At 43.4% G+C, this 19,590-nt stretch carries 15 protein-coding genes; 8 read left to right on the top strand and 7 right to left on the bottom strand.

Going from position 1 to position 19,590, the window contains the following annotated elements; genetic code table 11:
• Positions 1-269: 269 nt before the first annotated feature.
• A complete protein-coding gene (locus tag E0E36_RS13235; RefSeq protein WP_130856361.1) occupies positions 270-1,043 on the bottom strand; it encodes a hypothetical protein in 774 nt (257 codons plus the stop codon).
• A gap of 380 nt (positions 1,044-1,423) precedes the next feature.
• On the opposite strand from E0E36_RS13235, the gene E0E36_RS13230 reads away from it, so the two are divergent.
• Positions 1,424-1,876 carry a hypothetical protein gene (locus tag E0E36_RS13230; protein WP_130856360.1) on the top strand — a complete coding sequence of 151 codons (453 nt, stop codon included), beginning with the start codon at positions 1,424-1,426 and terminating at the stop codon, positions 1,874-1,876.
• A 597-nt stretch (positions 1,877-2,473) separates the two neighbouring features.
• Here the strand turns inward: E0E36_RS13230 and E0E36_RS13225 are convergent.
• The 3 genes from E0E36_RS13225 to tkt form a co-directional block, all read right to left on the bottom strand.
• Entirely contained in the window at positions 2,474-3,094 is a 621-nt protein-coding gene (locus tag E0E36_RS13225) for an HAD-IA family hydrolase (RefSeq protein WP_130856359.1), read from the bottom strand.
• Entirely contained in the window at positions 3,094-4,221 is a 1,128-nt protein-coding gene (gene tal, locus E0E36_RS13220; protein ID WP_130856358.1) for a transaldolase, read from the bottom strand. Before tal ends, E0E36_RS13225 begins: the two co-directional genes overlap by 1 nt.
• Positions 4,222-4,630: 409 nt before the next feature.
• Complete coding sequence (gene tkt / locus E0E36_RS13215) at positions 4,631-6,640, bottom strand: transketolase (RefSeq protein ID WP_130856357.1); 2,010 nt, start codon at positions 6,638-6,640, stop codon at positions 4,631-4,633.
• Positions 6,641-6,930: 290 nt separating this feature from the next.
• Here tkt and E0E36_RS13210 point away from each other — a divergent pair, with 290 nt between their 5' ends.
• From E0E36_RS13210 to E0E36_RS13190, 5 genes are all read left to right on the top strand, one after another.
• Positions 6,931-8,943, top strand: coding sequence for a sensor histidine kinase (locus E0E36_RS13210; protein ID WP_130856356.1), 2,013 nt, complete (start codon positions 6,931-6,933; stop codon positions 8,941-8,943).
• Positions 8,944-9,186: 243 nt separating this feature from the next.
• The gene (locus tag E0E36_RS13205; RefSeq protein WP_013665466.1) at positions 9,187-10,032 is read left to right on the top strand and encodes a manganese catalase family protein; all 846 of its coding nucleotides are present in this window, start codon (positions 9,187-9,189) and stop codon (positions 10,030-10,032) included.
• Complete coding sequence (locus tag E0E36_RS13200; protein WP_130856355.1) at positions 10,029-10,406, top strand: SPW repeat domain-containing protein; 378 nt, start codon at positions 10,029-10,031, stop codon at positions 10,404-10,406. The genes E0E36_RS13205 and E0E36_RS13200 overlap by 4 nt, the downstream gene beginning before the upstream one ends.
• An 82-nt stretch (positions 10,407-10,488) precedes the next feature.
• Positions 10,489-10,923 (top strand): SPW repeat domain-containing protein, encoded by a 435-nt coding sequence (locus tag E0E36_RS13195; protein WP_130856354.1) that lies wholly within the window; start codon positions 10,489-10,491, stop codon positions 10,921-10,923.
• Positions 10,904-11,278: a SpoIIAA family protein gene (locus tag E0E36_RS13190; RefSeq protein WP_130856353.1), complete on the top strand. Its 375-nt coding sequence runs from the start codon at positions 10,904-10,906 to the stop codon at positions 11,276-11,278. The genes E0E36_RS13195 and E0E36_RS13190 overlap by 20 nt, the downstream gene beginning before the upstream one ends.
• 2 nt (positions 11,279-11,280) lie before the next feature.
• Here the strand turns inward: E0E36_RS13190 and E0E36_RS13185 are convergent, their stop codons facing one another.
• From E0E36_RS13185 to E0E36_RS13175, 3 genes are all read right to left on the bottom strand, one after another.
• Positions 11,281-12,117: an MBL fold metallo-hydrolase gene (locus tag E0E36_RS13185; RefSeq protein WP_130856352.1), complete on the bottom strand. Its 837-nt coding sequence runs from the start codon at positions 12,115-12,117 to the stop codon at positions 11,281-11,283.
• Positions 12,118-12,188: 71 nt separating this feature from the next.
• Positions 12,189-12,719 (bottom strand): DUF4142 domain-containing protein, encoded by a 531-nt coding sequence (locus tag E0E36_RS13180; protein WP_130856351.1) that lies wholly within the window; start codon positions 12,717-12,719, stop codon positions 12,189-12,191.
• A gap of 236 nt (positions 12,720-12,955) precedes the next feature.
• Entirely contained in the window at positions 12,956-13,969 is a 1,014-nt protein-coding gene (locus E0E36_RS13175) for a S66 peptidase family protein (protein WP_130856350.1), read from the bottom strand.
• Positions 13,970-14,321: 352 nt separating this feature from the next.
• On the opposite strand from E0E36_RS13175, the gene E0E36_RS13170 reads away from it, so the two are divergent.
• Positions 14,322-16,265: an alpha-1,4-glucan--maltose-1-phosphate maltosyltransferase gene (locus tag E0E36_RS13170; RefSeq protein WP_242627207.1), complete on the top strand. Its 1,944-nt coding sequence runs from the start codon at positions 14,322-14,324 to the stop codon at positions 16,263-16,265.
• A gap of 6 nt (positions 16,266-16,271) precedes the next feature.
• Complete coding sequence (gene treS, locus E0E36_RS13165; RefSeq protein ID WP_130856349.1) at positions 16,272-19,589, top strand: maltose alpha-D-glucosyltransferase; 3,318 nt, start codon at positions 16,272-16,274, stop codon at positions 19,587-19,589.
• Position 19,590 lies beyond the last annotated feature (1 nt).

Here is a 19,590-nt window from a genome sequence, read left to right as displayed (position 1 = left end):
CAGGTAAATGAATGTACTTGCTTTATAATATAATTGATAACTTGAGTTTAGGCCATTACTATGGCTTAAAAAAACACCACCAATTCAGGTACAAACGAACAAAAAAGTGCACACATGGCCTTTGTTCATTTTGTTCAGATTTTAACCGAGAAACACTAATTCGTAGATAATTATTTTTTTCCGTGTATAAGAAGACAGGCTTTCTTTTTAATTCAAAGAGCAAAGCCGTTAACTCTTCTTTTACATTTCCGGGTGTATTACGAAGGCTATCAAAAATAGCTTCCGACCGGAGCTACACGTTCGACCCAAGACCCCGAGCTTGCCTGAAGTACGTATTCACTCAGACCGACTTCAGGGCTGTCAGGAGCCCAATCATACGTATAACCTAAGCGAGTCCAAGGATAATGAAAATCAGCAGAACCGGAGAGGGTTCTATAATAAGCAAAAAGAATATAATTATTGAACCAAGTGTTATAAGTTTCTGAAACGTTATTACTTAATACTGCCCCCGCTGTCCGTGTAGCAACTCTCGGATCTCCGGCAGGTCGATACAGGCGTTCGGGGTTTACCCACATTTCCGCAATATGTGTGTTGCTTCTTTCGTTGGCTGGAGGCAGACCTAAGAGCTGACAGATACGCATGGTCGTATCACTGGTAGTCTGTAAGTCTTTGCCAATGCGCGCTTTCATTTGTTGAGGAATAAAGACCCAAGATTCGCCCCATACGTTCGTAATGGAATCTCCTACCGGGTAGCTGTTCGGATAGCGCATAAAGCTGGCTAATAAAACATAGTCTTTCCCATTGATTGTTTTCCATTGCAGCGCCGTGTTCTCTTTCGAAATTTGCCAAAGTGTGTCAATGACTTCCGAACTATCGGCTACCATTGCATCCAAAATAGCGTGTTGATAAAGTTGGGCCATTGTAAGTGACGGAACTTCCGGGGTCGGGTTGACGGGATCATCCTTTTTACATCCGCCAATGAAGATCAATATGAACAAGACACATAAAATTAAGCAGTTACGGTTAATTGTTAAAATACGCATAAAATTATTAAACGAATTAAGTTAAAAGAAGGCTAAAATATCTAATTCGGTTTATTTCCTATAATTCAGAACCTCAAGTTTCATCATGACGATTTTCATCACTTAGCTGAGAATCACGCATATTTTGACAAGGAACGGCAGTGAAAGTCGAAAAATCATGATCTAAAGTCGCTTATTCATCTTGTTCATTTTCTTGAGCAATAAACGATCTAAAACTACCGGAAAACCTGTAGAAAAAATAACTCATTTATGAGGATTGTAGAACCATACGGAATCAAGCAATTTTGTTAAGCTAATGTGTATTACAGAAAGAGTCCATAAAGTATTTTATTAGCCCTTTACCTGAACAAACTGAAACGTATTAAATAACAAGTTGGATTATGAAAAAGTTAATTGTTTGCTGTGCCCCCCTGATTTTTTTGTGTGTGGCCAGCGTGAAAGCGCAAAGTTTATTTGATAAAGTAGACCAAGCATTAAACAAAGTAGAAAAAGCATCTAACACAGCCGATAAAACAAAAGGAACCGGTGATAAAGTGTTAGGCTTTTTTAAGAAAAAGGAAAGTGCGGAAGAAGATTTTACGACCATTAATATTTCCGGTATTAACCTCACGAATCTTAAAAAGCTAAACGAGCAGGTTGAGACGTGCAAGGGAGTCGAAAGTACCAAGATGAAATTCAGTCCATCCGGCTCTGTGATCTTAGTAGACTACGAAGGATCGGCAGAGGATTTACTCACTGCCATTCAGGAGAAATCAAAAGACATTTTTACCGATGAGCACATTGAAGGTTTGGACGAACACTCGATCACGATTAACCTTAGTAAAGAAAAATAGTTGAATAGTAGGTTGTTGAGTAGGGAAATAGTTAAGTTGTTGAGACGTTAATTGGTCAATGTGATAACCGAACAAAGTGAGCTCATGAACACCTTAATAATAAAAACAGATAGTGAATAATTAGCCGATGAGCCAATGTGATGATGAACAGGTTAGTGGCTGAAAGCTGATTTCTGATAGCTAAAAGCTAATGCCTAAAGCCTATGGCTTATAGCTTGATTAGCCAATGTGACAATTAGCCAATTAGCCAGTGTGACAATTATTCGTAAGTGCTTGCTTTTTCGGCACTCATGAGCTTCCTGCGGTCGGTTAGCCGATGAGCCAATTGGCCAATGTGATGATGTGATAAGGGCTGGTGCGACTGAAAGCTGATTACTGACAGCTGGGGAATGAGCCAATGTGATAATGGTTACCACATTAGCAGATGCCCTTACGTAAAACCTATAACGTAGAACTTATAACTCGGAATAGCCGAAAGCCGATTTCTGACAGCTGATTACTGATAGCTAACAATCAACAGCGAACAATTAAGAATTGAGTAGGGCGTTGTGCGTTAACAACTACTTAACCATCGCCCTACTCAACCACTTAACAATACTATATTAATCCGTACTGAGCCAAAGCTGATTTCGTCGTTGCTACATCGACATGTTCAACACCCTGTATACCCAGTTGGCAAGCCGCCTCAATAAAGACCGGGCGATCGTCTAAATAGACGATTTCTTCAGGCTTTACCTGTGCCAGATCGATTGCAAGTTGATACATATCCATATCGGGTTTTCGCATATGCACAAAACAAGAAGAGGCAAAAACATCAATAAAACTCTTTAGGTCAAATTGCTGAATGCGGTAGTCGTTCAATTCCCTGCCTTCATTATTCACGGCGATGGTGAGAAGATGATGCTTCCGTTTTATGGTACGGATCAATTCGATCATCTCGGGATAAGGTTGCGACTTTTGCATCATAAATGCTTTAATATCCTCTCGTGTAAAATTGCGTGGTTTATAGAATATTAACAAAGTCAAATATTCGTCCAAAGTAGATTTACCTGACTCATAGGCGTCAAAGATGATACGATGTCTTCCATTCAGTTCCTCAAAATCAAGTCCGAATTTGATTGCTGCTTCTTTACGAGCTTCTGTATCCCAGCCATTTGTTAAAAACACTCCTCCTATATCCAGAAAGAGTGCTTTAATGGTGCTATTGTGTTCAGGCATTAGGAAACCACCTCCTTGCGTTTCTGTGCTAGCACGTCCATCAAGCTATCAAAAGGTTTAATAAATTTCTGAATCCCTTCTTCTTCCAGGTGTTGCGTAACGTCTGAAAGCTTAATGCCAACAATATCTTCCAATTTGTACAGCGTATAACGTGCGTGCTCAAGGTCATCTTTTAAGCGTGCTGCGGGGTTGCCATGATCGCGATAGGCATTCAAGGTTTCTTTTGGCAAGGTGTCTACCGTTTGTGGGCCGATAAGTGCTTCAACATACATTAGATCATCATAGGCTTTGTTTTTCACACTGGTGCTGGCCCATAGCAAACGCTGTGGTTTAGCACCCTTGGCTTCCAATTCCAGAAAACGATCAGACATAAAAAGTTCGTTATAAATACTATATGCCACTTTAGCACTTGCGATTGCGACCTGTCCTTTAATCTGCTTTGCCGCTGTAGCTTTACTCGGATCATTTTCAGCAACCTCGTCTAACATCGTATCTACCATTGTGTCGATGCGACTTAAAAAGAAACTTGCTACCGAGGTTACTTTTTCCAGGGGTTCTCCTCTTTCTGCCCGTTCTTCTAATCCTGCAATATAAGCTTCCGCTACTTCGCGATATCGGTCTAAACCAAAAAGTAGCGTTACGTTGATATTAATGCCTTCGCTTATCAACTGTTTAATGGCCGGCAAGCCTTCCTTTGTGCCGGGAATTTTAATCATCACATTCGGACGGTCAAGTGCTTTCCAGGACGATCGTGCCTCTGCAATAGAGCCTTCGGTATCCAATGCCAAACCGGGTGAAACCTCTAGACTTACGTAGCCATCCAGTCCTTTGGTCTGTTCGTAAACCCCCTTAAAAACATCAGCGGCATGCTGAACATCCTCAATAGCCATTTTGAGAAAAATTTCCTCATTCGAGATATCCGTCTTTCCCAATTCACTGATGGTATCATTATAGTCTTCACTACGTGCAATCGCTTCTTCGAAAATTGCAGGATTTGAGGTAACTCCTCTTAAATTGTCTTCGTCTATCAATTTCTTCAATTCACCGGATTGAATAAACGATCTTTTGATATAATCCAACCATATACTTTGGCCGAAATCAGGGATCTTTGCTAATGGATTTTTCATCTGATTAAATTAGACTTTTAGTGGCGATGAAGCTATCAGATTCATTCATACCCCTGTGTGGTTTGAATAAATCATGATGGTTTCATCTGATTAAATTAGACTTTTAGTGGCAATTCAGCTTGCATGAGCCGCGTTAATCACGCTCTTTTTTGAGCGGTAGCTCATGCAGGTTTCATTATAATAATTATTTATTTGTGTCTATTTCCAAAGGTATGCATGCTGCCTTCGGTGGCAAGAAGCCATCGGAAATCAGCTATCAGCTTTCGGTTATCAGTCGCTCGAACCTTTCTCACAACTCACAACGGGCAACTCACAACTGATCACTCATCATTCATTCGTTCATCAATTATAATTCATCACTTTAACTACTAAACTAATTCCCTACTCAACTACTCAACGTCTCAACTACTTAACGTTTCAACAACTTAAGAGCTCGATCGTAAACATGCCTGGCAGTAAAACCAAAATGTGTCATCACCGCTTTGCCTTCACCCGATTCACCGAAGGTATCGATGCCTATTACATCTCCGTCTGCACCAACATACTGATACCATAGTGGCGTCACACCTGCTTCCACGGCTAACCGTTTGGCCACATGAGGTGGCAGAACCTGCTCACGATAGGCCTGATCCTGTTGATTAAACAGTTCAAAGGAAGGCATACTGACAACCCTGGCGCCAATGCCTTCCTTCGTCAGTTGCTCTTGCGCTTCTAAAACGAGTTGCACCTCCGACCCCGTGGCTATAAGAATAATATCAGGGGTACCATCGGTGTCACTTAAGACATAGCCGCCTTTGCTTAAATTATCGCCGGAAGCGTAACGCTGCTGATCGATAACCGGTAACTTCTGTCGCGACAAGATGAGTGCTACCGGCCCCTTTAGTCGACTCATAGCAACTTTCCAGGCTGCTATCGTCTCAAAAGCGTCTGCCGGCCGTATGACCGTCAAGTTGGGGATTAACCGCAAAGCCGAAACATGTTCAACCGACTGATGCGTAGGGCCATCCTCACCTAAGGCAACACTATCATGCGTAAATATATAGGTGACCGGTGCTTTCGTTAAGGCTGCCAAACGAATGGCTCCTCGCATATAATCCGAAAACGTCAAAAAGGTACCGCCATAGACACGCGTACCCCCGTAAGAGGCCATACCATTTAATATTGCGCCCATACCGTGTTCGCGGACACCAAACCAAATGTTGCGTAAGTCGTAATGTCCCGGCTGGAAACTTTCATCTCCTTTAACAGGCGTATTGTTCGAACTTGCTAAATCCGCTGAGCCGCCAATCAACCAGCTTATGTTTTGGCGCAATACTTCCAATACCTTTCCCGAAGCCTCTCTGGTTGCTAGCGCATCCGCGGCATTGAAAGTAGGCATCCCATTATCCCAGCCCGCTGGCAATTCACCTTCAAAGCTAATTTCAAGGTCCTTCGCTTCTGCTTCAAAAACTACTTTATAAGATGTAAATTGCTCGTTCCATGCCTGTTGCAATTCAGCTCCTTTTTGTCCTCGGCCCAAAAGGTAATCGCTCACTTCTTCCGGTATAAAAAAGTTTTTCTCCGGGTCCCATCCGAAAAACTCCTTCGTTTTCTTTAGATTTTCGATACCCAGTGGATTGCCATGTACCTTATTCGTTCCCTGTTGCGGACTGCCATAACCGATAATCGTTTTAACGGATATTAAAGAGGGTTTTTCGGTTTCAGCCTGCGCTGCTAAAATGGCCTGCTCAATGGCATCCAGATCATTGCCATCCTCTACCGTTAAGGTTTGCCAGCCATAAGCCCTAAAGCGTGCAGGCACATCCTCTGTAAAGGCCAAGCTGGTCGGCCCATCGAGGGAAATCGCATTATCATCATATAAATAAATAAGCTTGCCCAACTTGAGGTGTCCTGCTAAAGATGCCGCCTCTGAAGCGACCCCTTCCATTAAATCGCCGTCGCTAACAATCGCATAGGTATAATGATCTATTAAATCGTAGCTCTCTTTATTGTATTTCGTCGCTAAAAACCGCTCAGCAATAGCGATTCCCACGCCATTTCCAAACCCCTGCCCTAGCGGACCGGTAGTCACCTCAATTCCTGGAGTCAACACCGATTCCGGATGGCCGGGTGTTTTTGATCCCAATTGCCGAAAGTGTTGCAGTTCAGTCAGCGGCAGATCATATCCGTATAAATGCAATAAACTGTACAATAATGCCGAGCCGTGGCCGGCAGAAAGGATGAAGCGGTCGCGATTCGGCCATTTAGGATCTTTCGGATTAAACCGCAGAAAACGATTCCATAAAACATATGCCATGGGCGCGGCTCCCAGCGGAAGCCCGGGATGGCCCGAATTTGCCTGTTGCACCATATCGGTCGCCAGGAAACGGATGGTGTTAACACTCAGTCCGTCTAAGGGGTTACTGTTTTCTTTAGTCATGGATAACTTTTTATGATCATTCAATTTGGACCCACCTTTGTATGTTCAGCTTTTGCTAGAACTATAACAAATTTAAGCAGCTTCGGTGTTGGATTTTTCTATATAACGTAATAATTGACTGATTGATTCTAATCATAAAGTCATAATTGTTTTAATTCAAATTCAGAAAACAGTGCTTACGCTTCACAAATTTTCGGCATTTAATTTGTAATGATTTCGGCATCCAGCTCTTGGGCTATTATAGAAATAGTCTATATTTACAAACCAGTTCAAAGAAATTAGGTTAAATAATGGGAGACTCCTTTACAAATGCGGCGTACAACCCTTTTGGGAATGATGCCGACTTTTTGTTGCACAATTTGGTTTACGACTCAGCGGTGGCTATTTATGCCTGTAATACCGAAGGCACCATTATTTTTTATAATACTGCTGCAGCCACCCTTTGGGGCCGAACGCCCAACCTGCAAAAAGACCGTTGGAGTGGTGCTTACAAGGTCTATAGCCCCGATGGGAAGAAACTGGCTGAAGAAGAATTTCCGACTGCTTTAACGGCTAAGGGTCTAAATCGCACCGATCAATCCGAAGTAATCATTGAACGACCTGACGGGACAAACCGAAAACTCTTGGTGTTTCCCAAGGTGCTTTATAATGCCGCTGGTGAAATTACCGGCACTCACGCTACACTAGTTGACATCAGTGACCGTACCCCCTTGGAAGAGCGGCAAGCTTTCCTTTCATCCATTGTCGAATCATCGGATGATGCTATTGTCAGTAAAGACCTTCAGGGTATTATTACTAGTTGGAACATTGGTGCCGAGCGACTTTTCGGCTATACAGCGGAAGAAGTAATGGGGAAATCCATTACCATTTTAATCCCCAAACCGCGCTTAAGTGAGGAAGACTATATTTTAGGGCAGGTCCGTAAAGGAGAAAAAGTTGACCATTATCAAACGGTACGACTCAATAAATACGGAAAGGAAATACTTATATCGCTCACCGTGTCCCCGATTAGGGACAAGCAAGGCAAAATTATAGGTGCATCCAAAATCGCCCGGGATATATCGGAAGAAGTGAAGGTACAAAATGCTATCTATCAGTACACGCGGGATTTGGAAACCCTCAATTCTATCAGCCGGGCTATTTCTTCGAAATTGGATGTACAGAGCACTTTACAGCAAGTGACAGATGCGAGTAAAGAAGTGACCGGCGCAGCCTTTGGTGCATTTTTTTACCATTTAGTTGAGGTAGATGGAACAATAAAAACCCGATTTACCGTATCGGGTTATCCAGCCGAAGCACTTAAGCATTTGGAAATGCCGCGCGACACACCCCTGCTTCACCCAACCTTCAACGGCAATGAGATTGTACGATCCGACGACATCAGAAAAGATTCCCGTTACGGTCAAAATTACCCTTACTACGGAATGCCGCATGGTCATCTTCCCGTCGTGAGTTATTTGGCGGCTCCCGTTGTTTCTGCCAAAGGGGTCGTAATGGGCGGACTGTTTTTAGGACATCCGGAGCCCGGCAAGTTCAATGTACACCATGAAAGCTTGATCAGTAACATCACAGCCCAAGCAGCCATCGCCCTCGACAATTCCAGGTTATTCGAAGAGGTCAAGGCCTTAAGCGCAAAGAAAGATGAGTTTATCGCATTAGCCAGTCATGAGCTTAAAACACCACTTACAAGCGTTTACGGCTATCTGCAATTGTTGGAAAAGAAACCCGACAGTAAAATGGCGTCTCTGTTTGTTGATAAAAGCGTAAAACAATTAGACAAACTAAACAAATTGGTGTCCGAATTATTGGATATTTCCAAAATCGAAGCTGGTAAGCTTCAGTTTAATACCGAACTGTTCGATCTCGGCGAGCTGGTCCAAGAAACCGTAGAGTCTTTTCGCTTTTCCGTCAATAGCCACGATATTTCGTTGAACCGCCCCGCATACCCGATTACCATTAAAGCCGATAAACAACGAATCGAACAGGTTATCATTAACCTCTTAAGCAATGCCGTTAAGTATTCACCGAACGCCAATGAGGTTTTTGTTCAATGCGAAAAGAAAGAAACCGTTGCTACCATCAGCATCCGAGACGAAGGCATGGGATTGACGTCTTCTCAACAACAACAAGTCTTTACCCGATTTTATCGTGCCGATAATACTTCGGGTATAGCAGGGTTAGGAATCGGGCTTTATCTTTCCCGGGAGATCATTGAACGACACGATGGTAGAATCAACGTTGTTAGCGAATACGGGAAAGGCAGTGAATTCGTTATTACACTTCCATTACCGAAAACACCTTAAACCCTCCTCGGCCTTTAACAGATCCATATTTGGTTGTATGAAGCTACGCCTCGGTTACCCTCATACCCATGCATTTTTTTGGCAAGGTTTTTTCTACGTCCTAATAAACAGATATTATCCTAGTATAATCCACTCGTCCGATCCCACTATTGCGGAATCATAATGTCCATTTCGGGGGCATTATCGATACGGCATGATATTATCATAGTTAAATCCAATAGTTTAACTAAAAGAGAATCAGCTATGTTTTTTCACGACAGAAGATTACAGTACAAGGTTCGGGTTGATAAGCCCAACCCGCAATTCGCGCGTTTGTTACAACAGGCAATCGGCGGTATCGAAGGAGAAATTAGAGTATGTCTACAGTATCTTTTCCAAGCTTGGGGCAACCGGGGGCCGGCAAAATACAGAAACATGCTTTTGGAGACGGGAACGGAAGAAATTTCGCACATCGAGATGTTGTGTACGGCCGTTGCCTTAAACTTGGAGGGAGCGAAAGGTTCTATTATTGACGAAGTGGTGTCGTCCAATCCGGTGGTTGAACAGATCATGGGAGGGATGGACCCTCGCCACTACCTTTCTGCCGGTTTAGCGGCTATGGCTGCCGATGCCAACGGTGTACCGTTTAACGGCTCTTGGGTGGTAGCAAGTGGTAACCTAGCAGCAGACATGCACGCAAATGTGATGGCGGAAGCTACCGGGCGTACCTTAGCCACGCGTTTATGGGAATCAACTACCGATCCAGGCATGAAAGACATGCTAGCCTTTTTGATTGCGCGTGATACCATGCATCAAAATCAGTGGCTAGCCGTTCTCGAGGAATTAGGTGGCCCAAGCGCGCATCCTATTCCGAATAGCTTTCCGCAGGAAGAAGAAGTTAGCTCCGTTGCCTACTCCTTTATTTCTACTAATATTAATATGCCCGAAAAACCGATTGCTCGATGGACCGATGGAACCTCCATTGACGGCAAAGGCGTTTTTACCTACGAGCATGGCACACCCATGGGCGAGGAACCTATGCTAGCTCCCCCCATTAGAGAAGGTTATGCCCAAGCTGAACAAATGATAAACAAAAAAGATAATATATGAAATTTATCAGTAGACGCGTTCACGCTATGTTAGACTATATAGTGGGAATCTTATTAATTCTTGCTCCCACCTTACTGGGTTTTTCCCATATCCCGGGGGCAAAGTACAGTGCTATTATTGCCGGTGTTTTAGTATTGGGTATGGCTTTACTTACCCGGCATGAAGGCGGAGTTGCCAAGGTTATTCCGATGTCAACGCATTTGGTAATGGATGTCATCTTGGGCATATTATTGGCCTTATCGCCTTGGCTGCTTAATTTCAGTGATCAGGTATTTTTGCCTCATCTCATCGTCGGTGTATTCTCCATTATTGCCGGCCTCTGTACCGCGCCCGCCAGTCAACATGGCGTGGCTCAGGGCGGTGTCTTAAGTTAAACTAGCAGGCTGCCTTTTATGGGAGGCAGCCTGCTTTTTGAATCTACGAAATTCACTCATGTGAACAAAAAATTGAAATATTATGCTAGTAAGAATCTTCCCCCGAATACTGCACGCCGTATTAGATTATGGCGCTGCCTTACTGCTAATAGTTGCCCCCTTTCTTTTCCATTTTAGCGAGGAGCGACCGGCTACTGTGTTGTGTATATTGTTTGGTGTAATGATTTTGGGTATGTCCTTGTTAACGAATTATGAGGGAGGTGTACGGAAAACCATCCCAATGGATATACATTTATATGCCGATATTTTTGGTGGTGCTTACTTGGCCTTATCGCCGTGGTTATATTTATTTTCAGAAACTACCTATGCTTTTCATCTGCTGATGGGTATCGGATTATGCATCTCCGGTTTAATTACCGTTCGCGAGTCGCAACGGATTGTTATGCCAAAACCAGGTGATCAACATATATATACTTCAGCAAAACAACGGAAAAGAAATGTTAGCATTAATGGATAATTTTCCACCACATGTGGTGGCTTATCGGGCGCAAGGAAAAGTTAACGGCGAAGAATACAAAGAAATTGTAGTGCAGCGTATCGCCGAAGTTGCGAAAGCTTATCCTCAAATCAATTTTATTGTATTGCTAGAAACGGGTTTTGAAGATTACAGTCTTCAGGCCCTTTTAGAATATATTAAAGTCAGTTTTGAACACTTTAGCAAATGGAATCGAATGGCCATCGTATCCGATCAGCAGTGGGTTCGCAAAATCTACGATATACTCAGCCCCTTGGTACACGGTGAAATCCGGACATATCGACTGGAAGATCAGCAAATAGCCTGTGAATGGGTTTCAGCGCCATTGCCCGCTTAGTTTTAGTCCACAAATCTACCATGTTTTGATATGGCGATTTTATCAAATTCTGTTATCAAACGACTCAAACCCATGGTTAAATCCTTTCCCTCCATTGCCTCACCATGTCCGGCAATTAAGAGAGCAGGCCTTAGCTGTTGTAGCTTTACGGCTGAATCATAGGCTGCTTTCCAGTTAGTCGTCAAATATCGCGGTGGCCCATTAATCTCCTTTTTTTGCATCAACACCTTATAGAGTGCATCTTGCCTTACCGTCACAATGGCATCGGCAGACAATAAAAGACGATCTCCTTCTCGGAACAAAGCTATTTGACCCGGAGCGTGTCCCGGTACGTGTATCCATTGCCAATCCGATAAAAAAGGTACTTGGCCGTCTTCCGGTAAAGGGAACAGTCGTTCCTTAATATCGATCGATTCATGTGGATAAATGGCCGCCAATTTCGCCAACATACCCCCTTCCACTGAAGTATCCGGCTCTGGATAGTCCTGTAGCCCTGTTAAGTAAGGGAATTCCAAGGGATGCGCAAAAACCGGCACATCGGGCCAATGGGTCAATAAGTCGACTACATTTCCCACATGATCAAAATGCCCATGGGTCAACACGATAGCTGCCGGAGGATGTTCGTCAAAACGAGATCGAGCCACCGCTATCATTTCGTCTGCACACTTCGGCATACCGGTATCCACCAAAACCCATCCTTCTTTTCCAACCTCACCAATCATGACGATATTAACAATTTGATTGGTATAGTAAAAAACATCCTTGGTGACTTCTTGTCCGCTATTGCTATTGACCGATGTCATCGGTATAAACTTACCATCATTACTCTTTTTCATCATGTACTTTAATTTTTTTAAGCGAAGAAGGAGCACTTGGCGGTGCTCCTCCGACTTGAAGAATTAGAAAGAAATTAGGGATTAATTTGAGTATTCAAAGCTTTCGCATCTTCCAAATGCGCTTCAAGGGTTGGCAATTTTTCGTTCGCCCAAGTCCTCAAAGCACTGTTCGGTACACCGCTCTGACTCGCTGCCTCGGAAAATAACAAAACCGCCTCTTCGTGCGATTTCACCATGATCTGCGCAAAAGCTTTGTCAAAAGCTTCTCCCGTAAGTGGTGTCAGCTGGTCTAGGTTCGCCTTTTCCTTCGCTGCAAGTTCCATGGGCACCGTAAAGCCCTGCGTCTCCGCTATTGCTTTTAACTCTTCACCCGCTTTCCCGTGATCGTTCACCATATGCTCTCCGTAACTTCGCACGGCTTCAGCACTTCCTTTTTCAACGGCCTGCGCTCCTGCCATAATTTCAAACTGATTGCTGCTCGCAGCCGTCGAAACAAAAGTTTGGTTATCCATCATCACCGGGTTGGTGTCATCATCATCACTGCACGATAAGACGAAATGGCTTATCGTCAAATACACAAACGCAAAAATCAAATACTTTTTCATAGGCAAATTTTATTTATATCAGAAGTATACGCATGATCCATGCCTCGAATCTTCATTTTTATCGTTTAATTGAATAATACGGAAATCAGTATCGTATCCTATTCCAGCCTGATACGATTCGGTCACCCCATTTCCCGGCAAGGTTTTCTCTATGTCCTAAAATTACCATAGCGATGCCTTTTAAATTTTAGTATTCGCATACGAATCGCCTGAATCGGTGTAATGGCGATCACAACTTAATGTATCAGTAATTCAATCACGGGATTCGTTGGATCGGCTATGACACGAGCGCGCCCTCCAATTGGAATGGTTATCATTGGAAGGGTATGGCCAAAATCGATATTGGCAATAACCGGAATACCGTCGAGTTGCTTTTTTGTCTTGATAATTTTCGTAAGAATCTCTTTGGTCATCATCGAGTTCTGTTTAAACCGACCAATAGCGAGCGCTTTTACCCCACTAAAGCTAGGTTGATTGAGAAGCGCTTGCAACTGGTTTTGAACGTTTTTATAATCTTCCGGACCGTTGTCTTCCAAAAAAAAGATACTGTCACTTGTATCAGGCAGATACTCGCTGCCCTGTAAAAAGTTAAAAGTTAAGAAATTCCCTCCCAGAATTTTCCCTTCCACATCTCCTTCATTAATTACCCAATAACCGGGATTATCCAACTGTTCATGTTCCCATATAGAATTATAGTAAAATAGCGAAGGGCTAAGGCTTATCGGCTTATCGTCAAAAAGACATGCGCGAAAATAATCGAGAGAGAAACCAAGATCTTCTCCCGCACTCAACATATTGAAATGAGGGCCGTAGTAGGTCACTACATCGGTTTTAGCATAGACGGCGTTTATTAGAGCCGTGATATCTGACAAACCACAAAGAATTTTAGGGTTGTCTTTTAACAATTTATAATCTATATAGGGCAATAACTGGTTAGATGTTGTTCCTCCGGATACCGCTAAAATTGCCTTCACCGATTTATCTTCGTAAGCTCGATGTAGATCCGCTAAGCGATTGTCTATGGTTGTTGATCCAAACTCATCTATTTCATGGACGTGATCTCCAAAGCTTACCGTTAAACCTAATTCCTCTAACCTCTTCACGCCCCGAATACGCATCTCTTGCGTTAATTTGGGCATTAAGCTCTGTGCAGGGGCGATGATTTGGATGTGATCACCGGGTCTTAATTTGTCTACGATCATTCGTTGCTTTTCCTTTTTATATACAAGAATCTCTCCAAGCAAAAGCATGATTGACAGGTCTTGCGAGCATATGCAAGCCCTTAATTAAACAGTATTGAACAACTATGTAGGGACCTGTGTTGATTAGCTTCATCAGGCTATTCCTTTGGCGGCGTCGACCATATGACACATGCATCTTCTATGCTATAGTAGTGTAAGTTTTTCAGTACCATATAAAAATCATTCCAAATGCACACTATATCATCAACACGTTCATTCATCCCGACGGTGCCTACATGCGTGGAACGTTATCGCACTAAAAAACACCAATCTTTTTTGAGTTATATCTTTTTAAGGATACCGGCACTATTCTGATGCACCATTGAATAGTATAGATTTTAATTTCAATGGGGATGGATATATGGATAATATAATGGGTCGGCAAAGGGTTTATATCACGCACGTGATGCCCACTATCGATAATGGTACCTATCCCTCAAAAGCAGTGATAAATGATGAAACTTCCTTTACCGCTGATCTTTTTGCTGACGGACACGACCAAGTATCTGCAAGCCTTTTCATAAAGGCGCAGCATGCAAACGAGTGGCAGGAGGTTGCCATGCAGCATGTGATCAATGATCATTGGGCAGCAACCTTCCGCTTTCCCGCGATAGGTGTTTACTTTTTCTGTATAAGAGCTTGGGTCAATCACTATGCTTCCTGGATCAATGGCTTGCAAAAGAAGGTAGAGGCCGAACAAGATGTTTACGTTGATTTGCTAATCGGCGCAAATCTGCTCGAAGAGGCCACAACCGAACTTCCTTTATTGCTCCCCGAACTGCAAAAGTGGGGAGCGGTTTTGCGACAAGGCGCAATAGAAAAGGATTTACTAAAGACATTAAAGGAGGAGACATTACCCATTATGCGGCAGTACCGCTTAGAGCCCTTTACTTCTATCACCCAAGTTTACAAAATTGAGGCAGAACGTCAAAAGGCTGGTTTTAGCACCTGGTATGAGCTTTTTCCACGATCCACCGCTGAGATACCGGGACAACATGGAAGCTTCCAAGACGTCAAGCGGCTATTACCGAGAATCGCAAAAATGGGCTTTGACGTGCTTTACCTCCCTCCTATTCATCCCATCGGTGAAGTGAAAAGAAAAGGAAAGAACAACGCACTTATCGCTAATCCGGAAGAACCCGGGTCACCTTGGGCAATCGGTAATCGACATGGCGGACATAAAGCGATTCATCCGCAACTGGGCAGCTTAGAAGACTTCCAGGAACTAATCATATCAGCCAAGAAATATGATATCGAAATAGCCATGGATATCGCTTTTCAATGCGCCCCCGATCATCCCTATGTGCAGCTCCATCCCAACTGGTTTAAATGGCGACCTGATGGATCCATCCAATACGCTGAGAACCCACCAAAACGCTATGAGGACATCCTACCTTTCGATTTTGAGACATCCGACTGGCAAAATCTATGGAGCGAACTAAAGAGTGTCCTATCCTACTGGATTGCTATCGGGATTAGCATTTTCCGTATTGATAATCCGCACACCAAAGCACTCGCCTTTTGGGAATGGGTGATACCGGAAATTCGGAAAGACCACCCGGCAACTATCTTCCTAGCAGAGGCTTTCACCCGACCACGCATTATGGAGCAATTGGCAAAAGGAGGCTTCAATCAGTCGTATACTTATTTTACCTGGCGAAACACCAAATGGGAGCTCGAAACATACCTGTATGAGCTCACAAAAACTGATATGCGATACTACTTTAGGCCATGTTTTTGGCCTAATACGCCCGACATTTTACCCCCCATGCTAAGTGAGTGTGGAGAAAATGCCCATATCATGCGTGCCATCCTCGCAGCAACGCTTTCTGCCAATTATGGCATTTACGGCCCGGTTTACGAATTTGGTCTCAATGAAGCGCATCCGGGAAAAGAAGAATACACAAACAATGAGAAGTATGAGATAAAGCATTGGGACTGGAACGCACATACGCGGATAGGCGAAATCATTGCACGACTTAACCGGATCCGGAAACTGCACCCCGCATTACAAAACACGTATAATATTGAGTTTGCGGAGGTACAAAATGACCAGTTGATCTGTTATGTAAAAACGGATCAACGCAAGCAGGACCGGTTAATTATTGCCGTGAACCTTGATCTTTTCAATAGCCAGGGAGCCTTCGTTAAGATTCCATTATCGGCCCTTCATTTAGATGCTGATAAGCCCTATCATTTATTCGATCTGCTAAGCGGAGACAAGTATGAATGGTTTGGCGAATGGAATTATATAGAACTGAATCCTTACCTCATGCCTGCCCATATTTTTTATGTAACTCAATAAATTGTTATGAAAAACGGCCAATTAGACAACCAACTTCACTGGTACAAAGATGCCATCATATATGAGTTGCACATCAAAGCGTTTCGCGATGGAAATGGCGATGGGGTGGGCGACTTTGAAGGGCTGCTTCAAAAACTTGATTATTTACAGGACTTAGGTATTACCGCCATTTGGTTACTCCCATTTTATCCTTCGCCCCTTCGAGATGATGGATACGACATAGCCGACTATTATAACATCAATCCGGCATACGGTAACATCAAAAAATTTAAACGCCTTCTTAGAGAGGCACATAAACGCGGCCTAAAGGTAATAACTGAGCTCGTTATCAACCATACCTCGGATCAGCATCCGTGGTTTCAACGAGCGCGAAGAGCTCCTAAAGGCTCCGGACTTCGAAATTATTATGTGTGGACCGATGATCCCAATCGGTACGCCGATGCACGGATTATTTTTCAAGACTTCGAAAGTTCCAATTGGTCGTGGGATCCAATTGCTCAGCAATACTATTGGCATCGATTCTTTCATCATCAACCTGATCTTAATTACGACAACCCCTTGGTGCAAAAGGAAGTGTTCGATATTCTAAATTATTGGTGCGCCATGGGAGTAGACGGCTTTCGATTGGACGCTGTCCCTTACCTTTTTGAGCGAGACGGCACTAATTGCGAAAACCTACCCGAAACCCATGCCTTTTTAAAGAAACTACGGGAGCACATAGACCTGCATTACCCAGGCACCCTTCTTTTAGCGGAAGCCAATATGTGGCCGGAGGATTCTGCCGCTTATTTTGGAGCGGGAGACGAATGCCACATGAATTACCATTTCCCCATTATGCCGCGGATGTTTATGGCATTACAGATGGAAGACCGATATCCTCTGACCGATATTTTTGAACAGACGCCTTCCATCCCTCCTACTTGCCAGTGGGCAATTTTTCTGCGGAACCACGATGAACTTACATTGGAAATGGTAACCGACGAAGAGCGTGATTATATGTACAAGGTTTATGTCAAGGATCCTGTAGCCAGAATTAATTTAGGGATCAGGCACCGATTAGCCCCTTTATTAGAGAACAATCGAAAGAAAATTGAATTGCTTAATGCCTTATTGTTTTCATTACCGGGTACTCCCGTAATCTATTACGGAGACGAAATAGGCATGGGCGACAATTACTATTTGGGCGACCGAGACGGTGTTCGTACCCCTATGCAATGGCATCCCGATCGTAACGCAGGCTTTTCTGAAGCTAATCCGCAACGATTGTACCTCCCGCTCATTCTAGACCCTGAATATCACTATGAATCAGTCAATGTTGAATTACAATCGCGCAACACCTCTTCTCTACTTTGGTGGATGAAACGAATGATCAGCACTCGTAAAAAGTATAAGGCTTTTGGTCGTGGCGACATTCAATTCGTGTACACGGAAAACGCTAAAATTTTAGCCTTTACAAGAACATATGACAATGAAATTATGCTCGTAGTGGCCAATTTGTCCCGCTTCTCGCAGGCTGCGGAGCTATTTCTAGAGACTTACAAAGGGTTTGCCCCGATCGAAATTCTAAGTCGCAACCGCTTCCCTGTCATAAAGGAAGATATACCCTATTTTTTCACATTAGGCCCTTATGCAAGTCAAGTGTTCTTACTCGAAAAAGCACATCCCGAGCTGGCGGATGAAGCAAGATTACATTTAATCGAGATAGACGAGTGGAAAGAGCTGTTAGACGAGCCTGTTATCGAACAACTGGAAAACCGTATTCTACCGGATTACATCATGAAATTACGTTGGTTTGGAGGGAAAGGCAAGGGACCTGAAAATTTCCGAATCATTGATCACGCTACTATTGGTTTGGAAGAAGGAACCGCCTTTTTATTGCTTATCGAGGTATCCTATCATGATGGCTTACCGGAAACCTATCAATTGCCTGTAGCTTTCGGCAAGGGGCAATTTTCCTATCGTTTACAAGACAATTGCCCGCAATCAGTAATCGCCCATTTGAAAGTAGGCCACACGGAAGGCGTTCTTTATGACGCCATTTATGGAATTGAGTTGCAGCATGCCATCATCGCCAATATGGTTGGTAACCGACACATAGGTCAAAAAAACGGACAAATAAGCTTTTTGGGAAACAAAAAAGTAAAAAAACATATCAAGGAAAATCCAAGGCCCAGGCCTCGTGTATTGAGTGCAGAGCAGAGCAATACTTCTATTATTTACGATAATACGTTTTATCTTAAAATCTATCGAAAGGTCGACGCAATCATTAATCCCGACGTGGAAATGATCGCCTATCTTTCGGGAACGGCTCGGTTCAAGCACGTCCCCGCTTATTTAGGTAGAATACAATGGGAATTTAAATCAGGCCATACGATGGTTTTAGCCATGATGCAGGAAATGGCCGTAAGCAACAGTGATGGATGGACTTATATGCTCGATCGCTTAAACGATTTCAATGAAAGGGTATTGTCTCACGCTGATCCCAATTCACTGCTGGAAGAAGTAAAGGGAAAGCTATTACTTCCCTTAAATTTTGATGAGATACCCAACAACATGAAATTGCTGCTGGAAGGCAACCTTGCAGAATTGGTAAAGCTGTTAGGTATAAGAACTGCCGAAATGCATCTCGCTTTAGCAAAACCAACGGAACTACCCGAATTTAAACCTGAGCCCTTTTCGCTCCATTACCAGCGCTCCCTATATTCCTCACTCCAATCACTGGTGCGAGCAAGCTTTCAGAGTCTTCAAAAAAATATGGAAAACCTAAGTGCAGAGGTTCAGGAAGAAGCAAAAGAAGTGCTGTTACTCCGCGAGAGAGTCCTCAGTACCATGAAACGTATCTATCAGCATCGAATAGATGCTGTCAAAACCCGAATTCACGGAGACTACCATTTAGGTCAGGTACTTTTTACGGGCAAAGATTTTTTAATACTCGACTTTGAAGGCGAGCCGGCTCGAAGTTATAGTGAACGGCGCTTGAAGTTTTCGCCCTTACGTGACGTAGCCGGTATGTTGCGCTCCTTACACTACGCTGCCTTCGGCAGCCTGCTTCTTGATAACCAGATCCGAGAGGACGACATCAAAACGCTAACTCCATTTATCGAGCAATGGTACCACTATATGAGCGGCTTTTTCATGCGTGCCTACCTTGACAAGGTTAATGAAGCAGCATTTATACCAACCCGGTTGGAGGATCTACAAATCATGATGGACGTATATTTGCTACAAAAGGCCGTATATGAACTGAATTATGAGATTAACAATCGTCCCGACTGGGTACTAGTTCCGCTCCGAGGCATTAAATCCATTTTAAAAGAAGTTTAAG

The sequence above is a fragment of the Olivibacter jilunii genome (genome assembly GCF_900607235.1).
GTDB classification, from domain to species: Bacteria; Bacteroidota; Bacteroidia; order Sphingobacteriales; family Sphingobacteriaceae; genus Olivibacter; species Olivibacter oleidegradans.
Note: the sequence above shows the minus strand (reverse complement) of the source record. Positions and strands in the feature narration are given on the sequence as shown.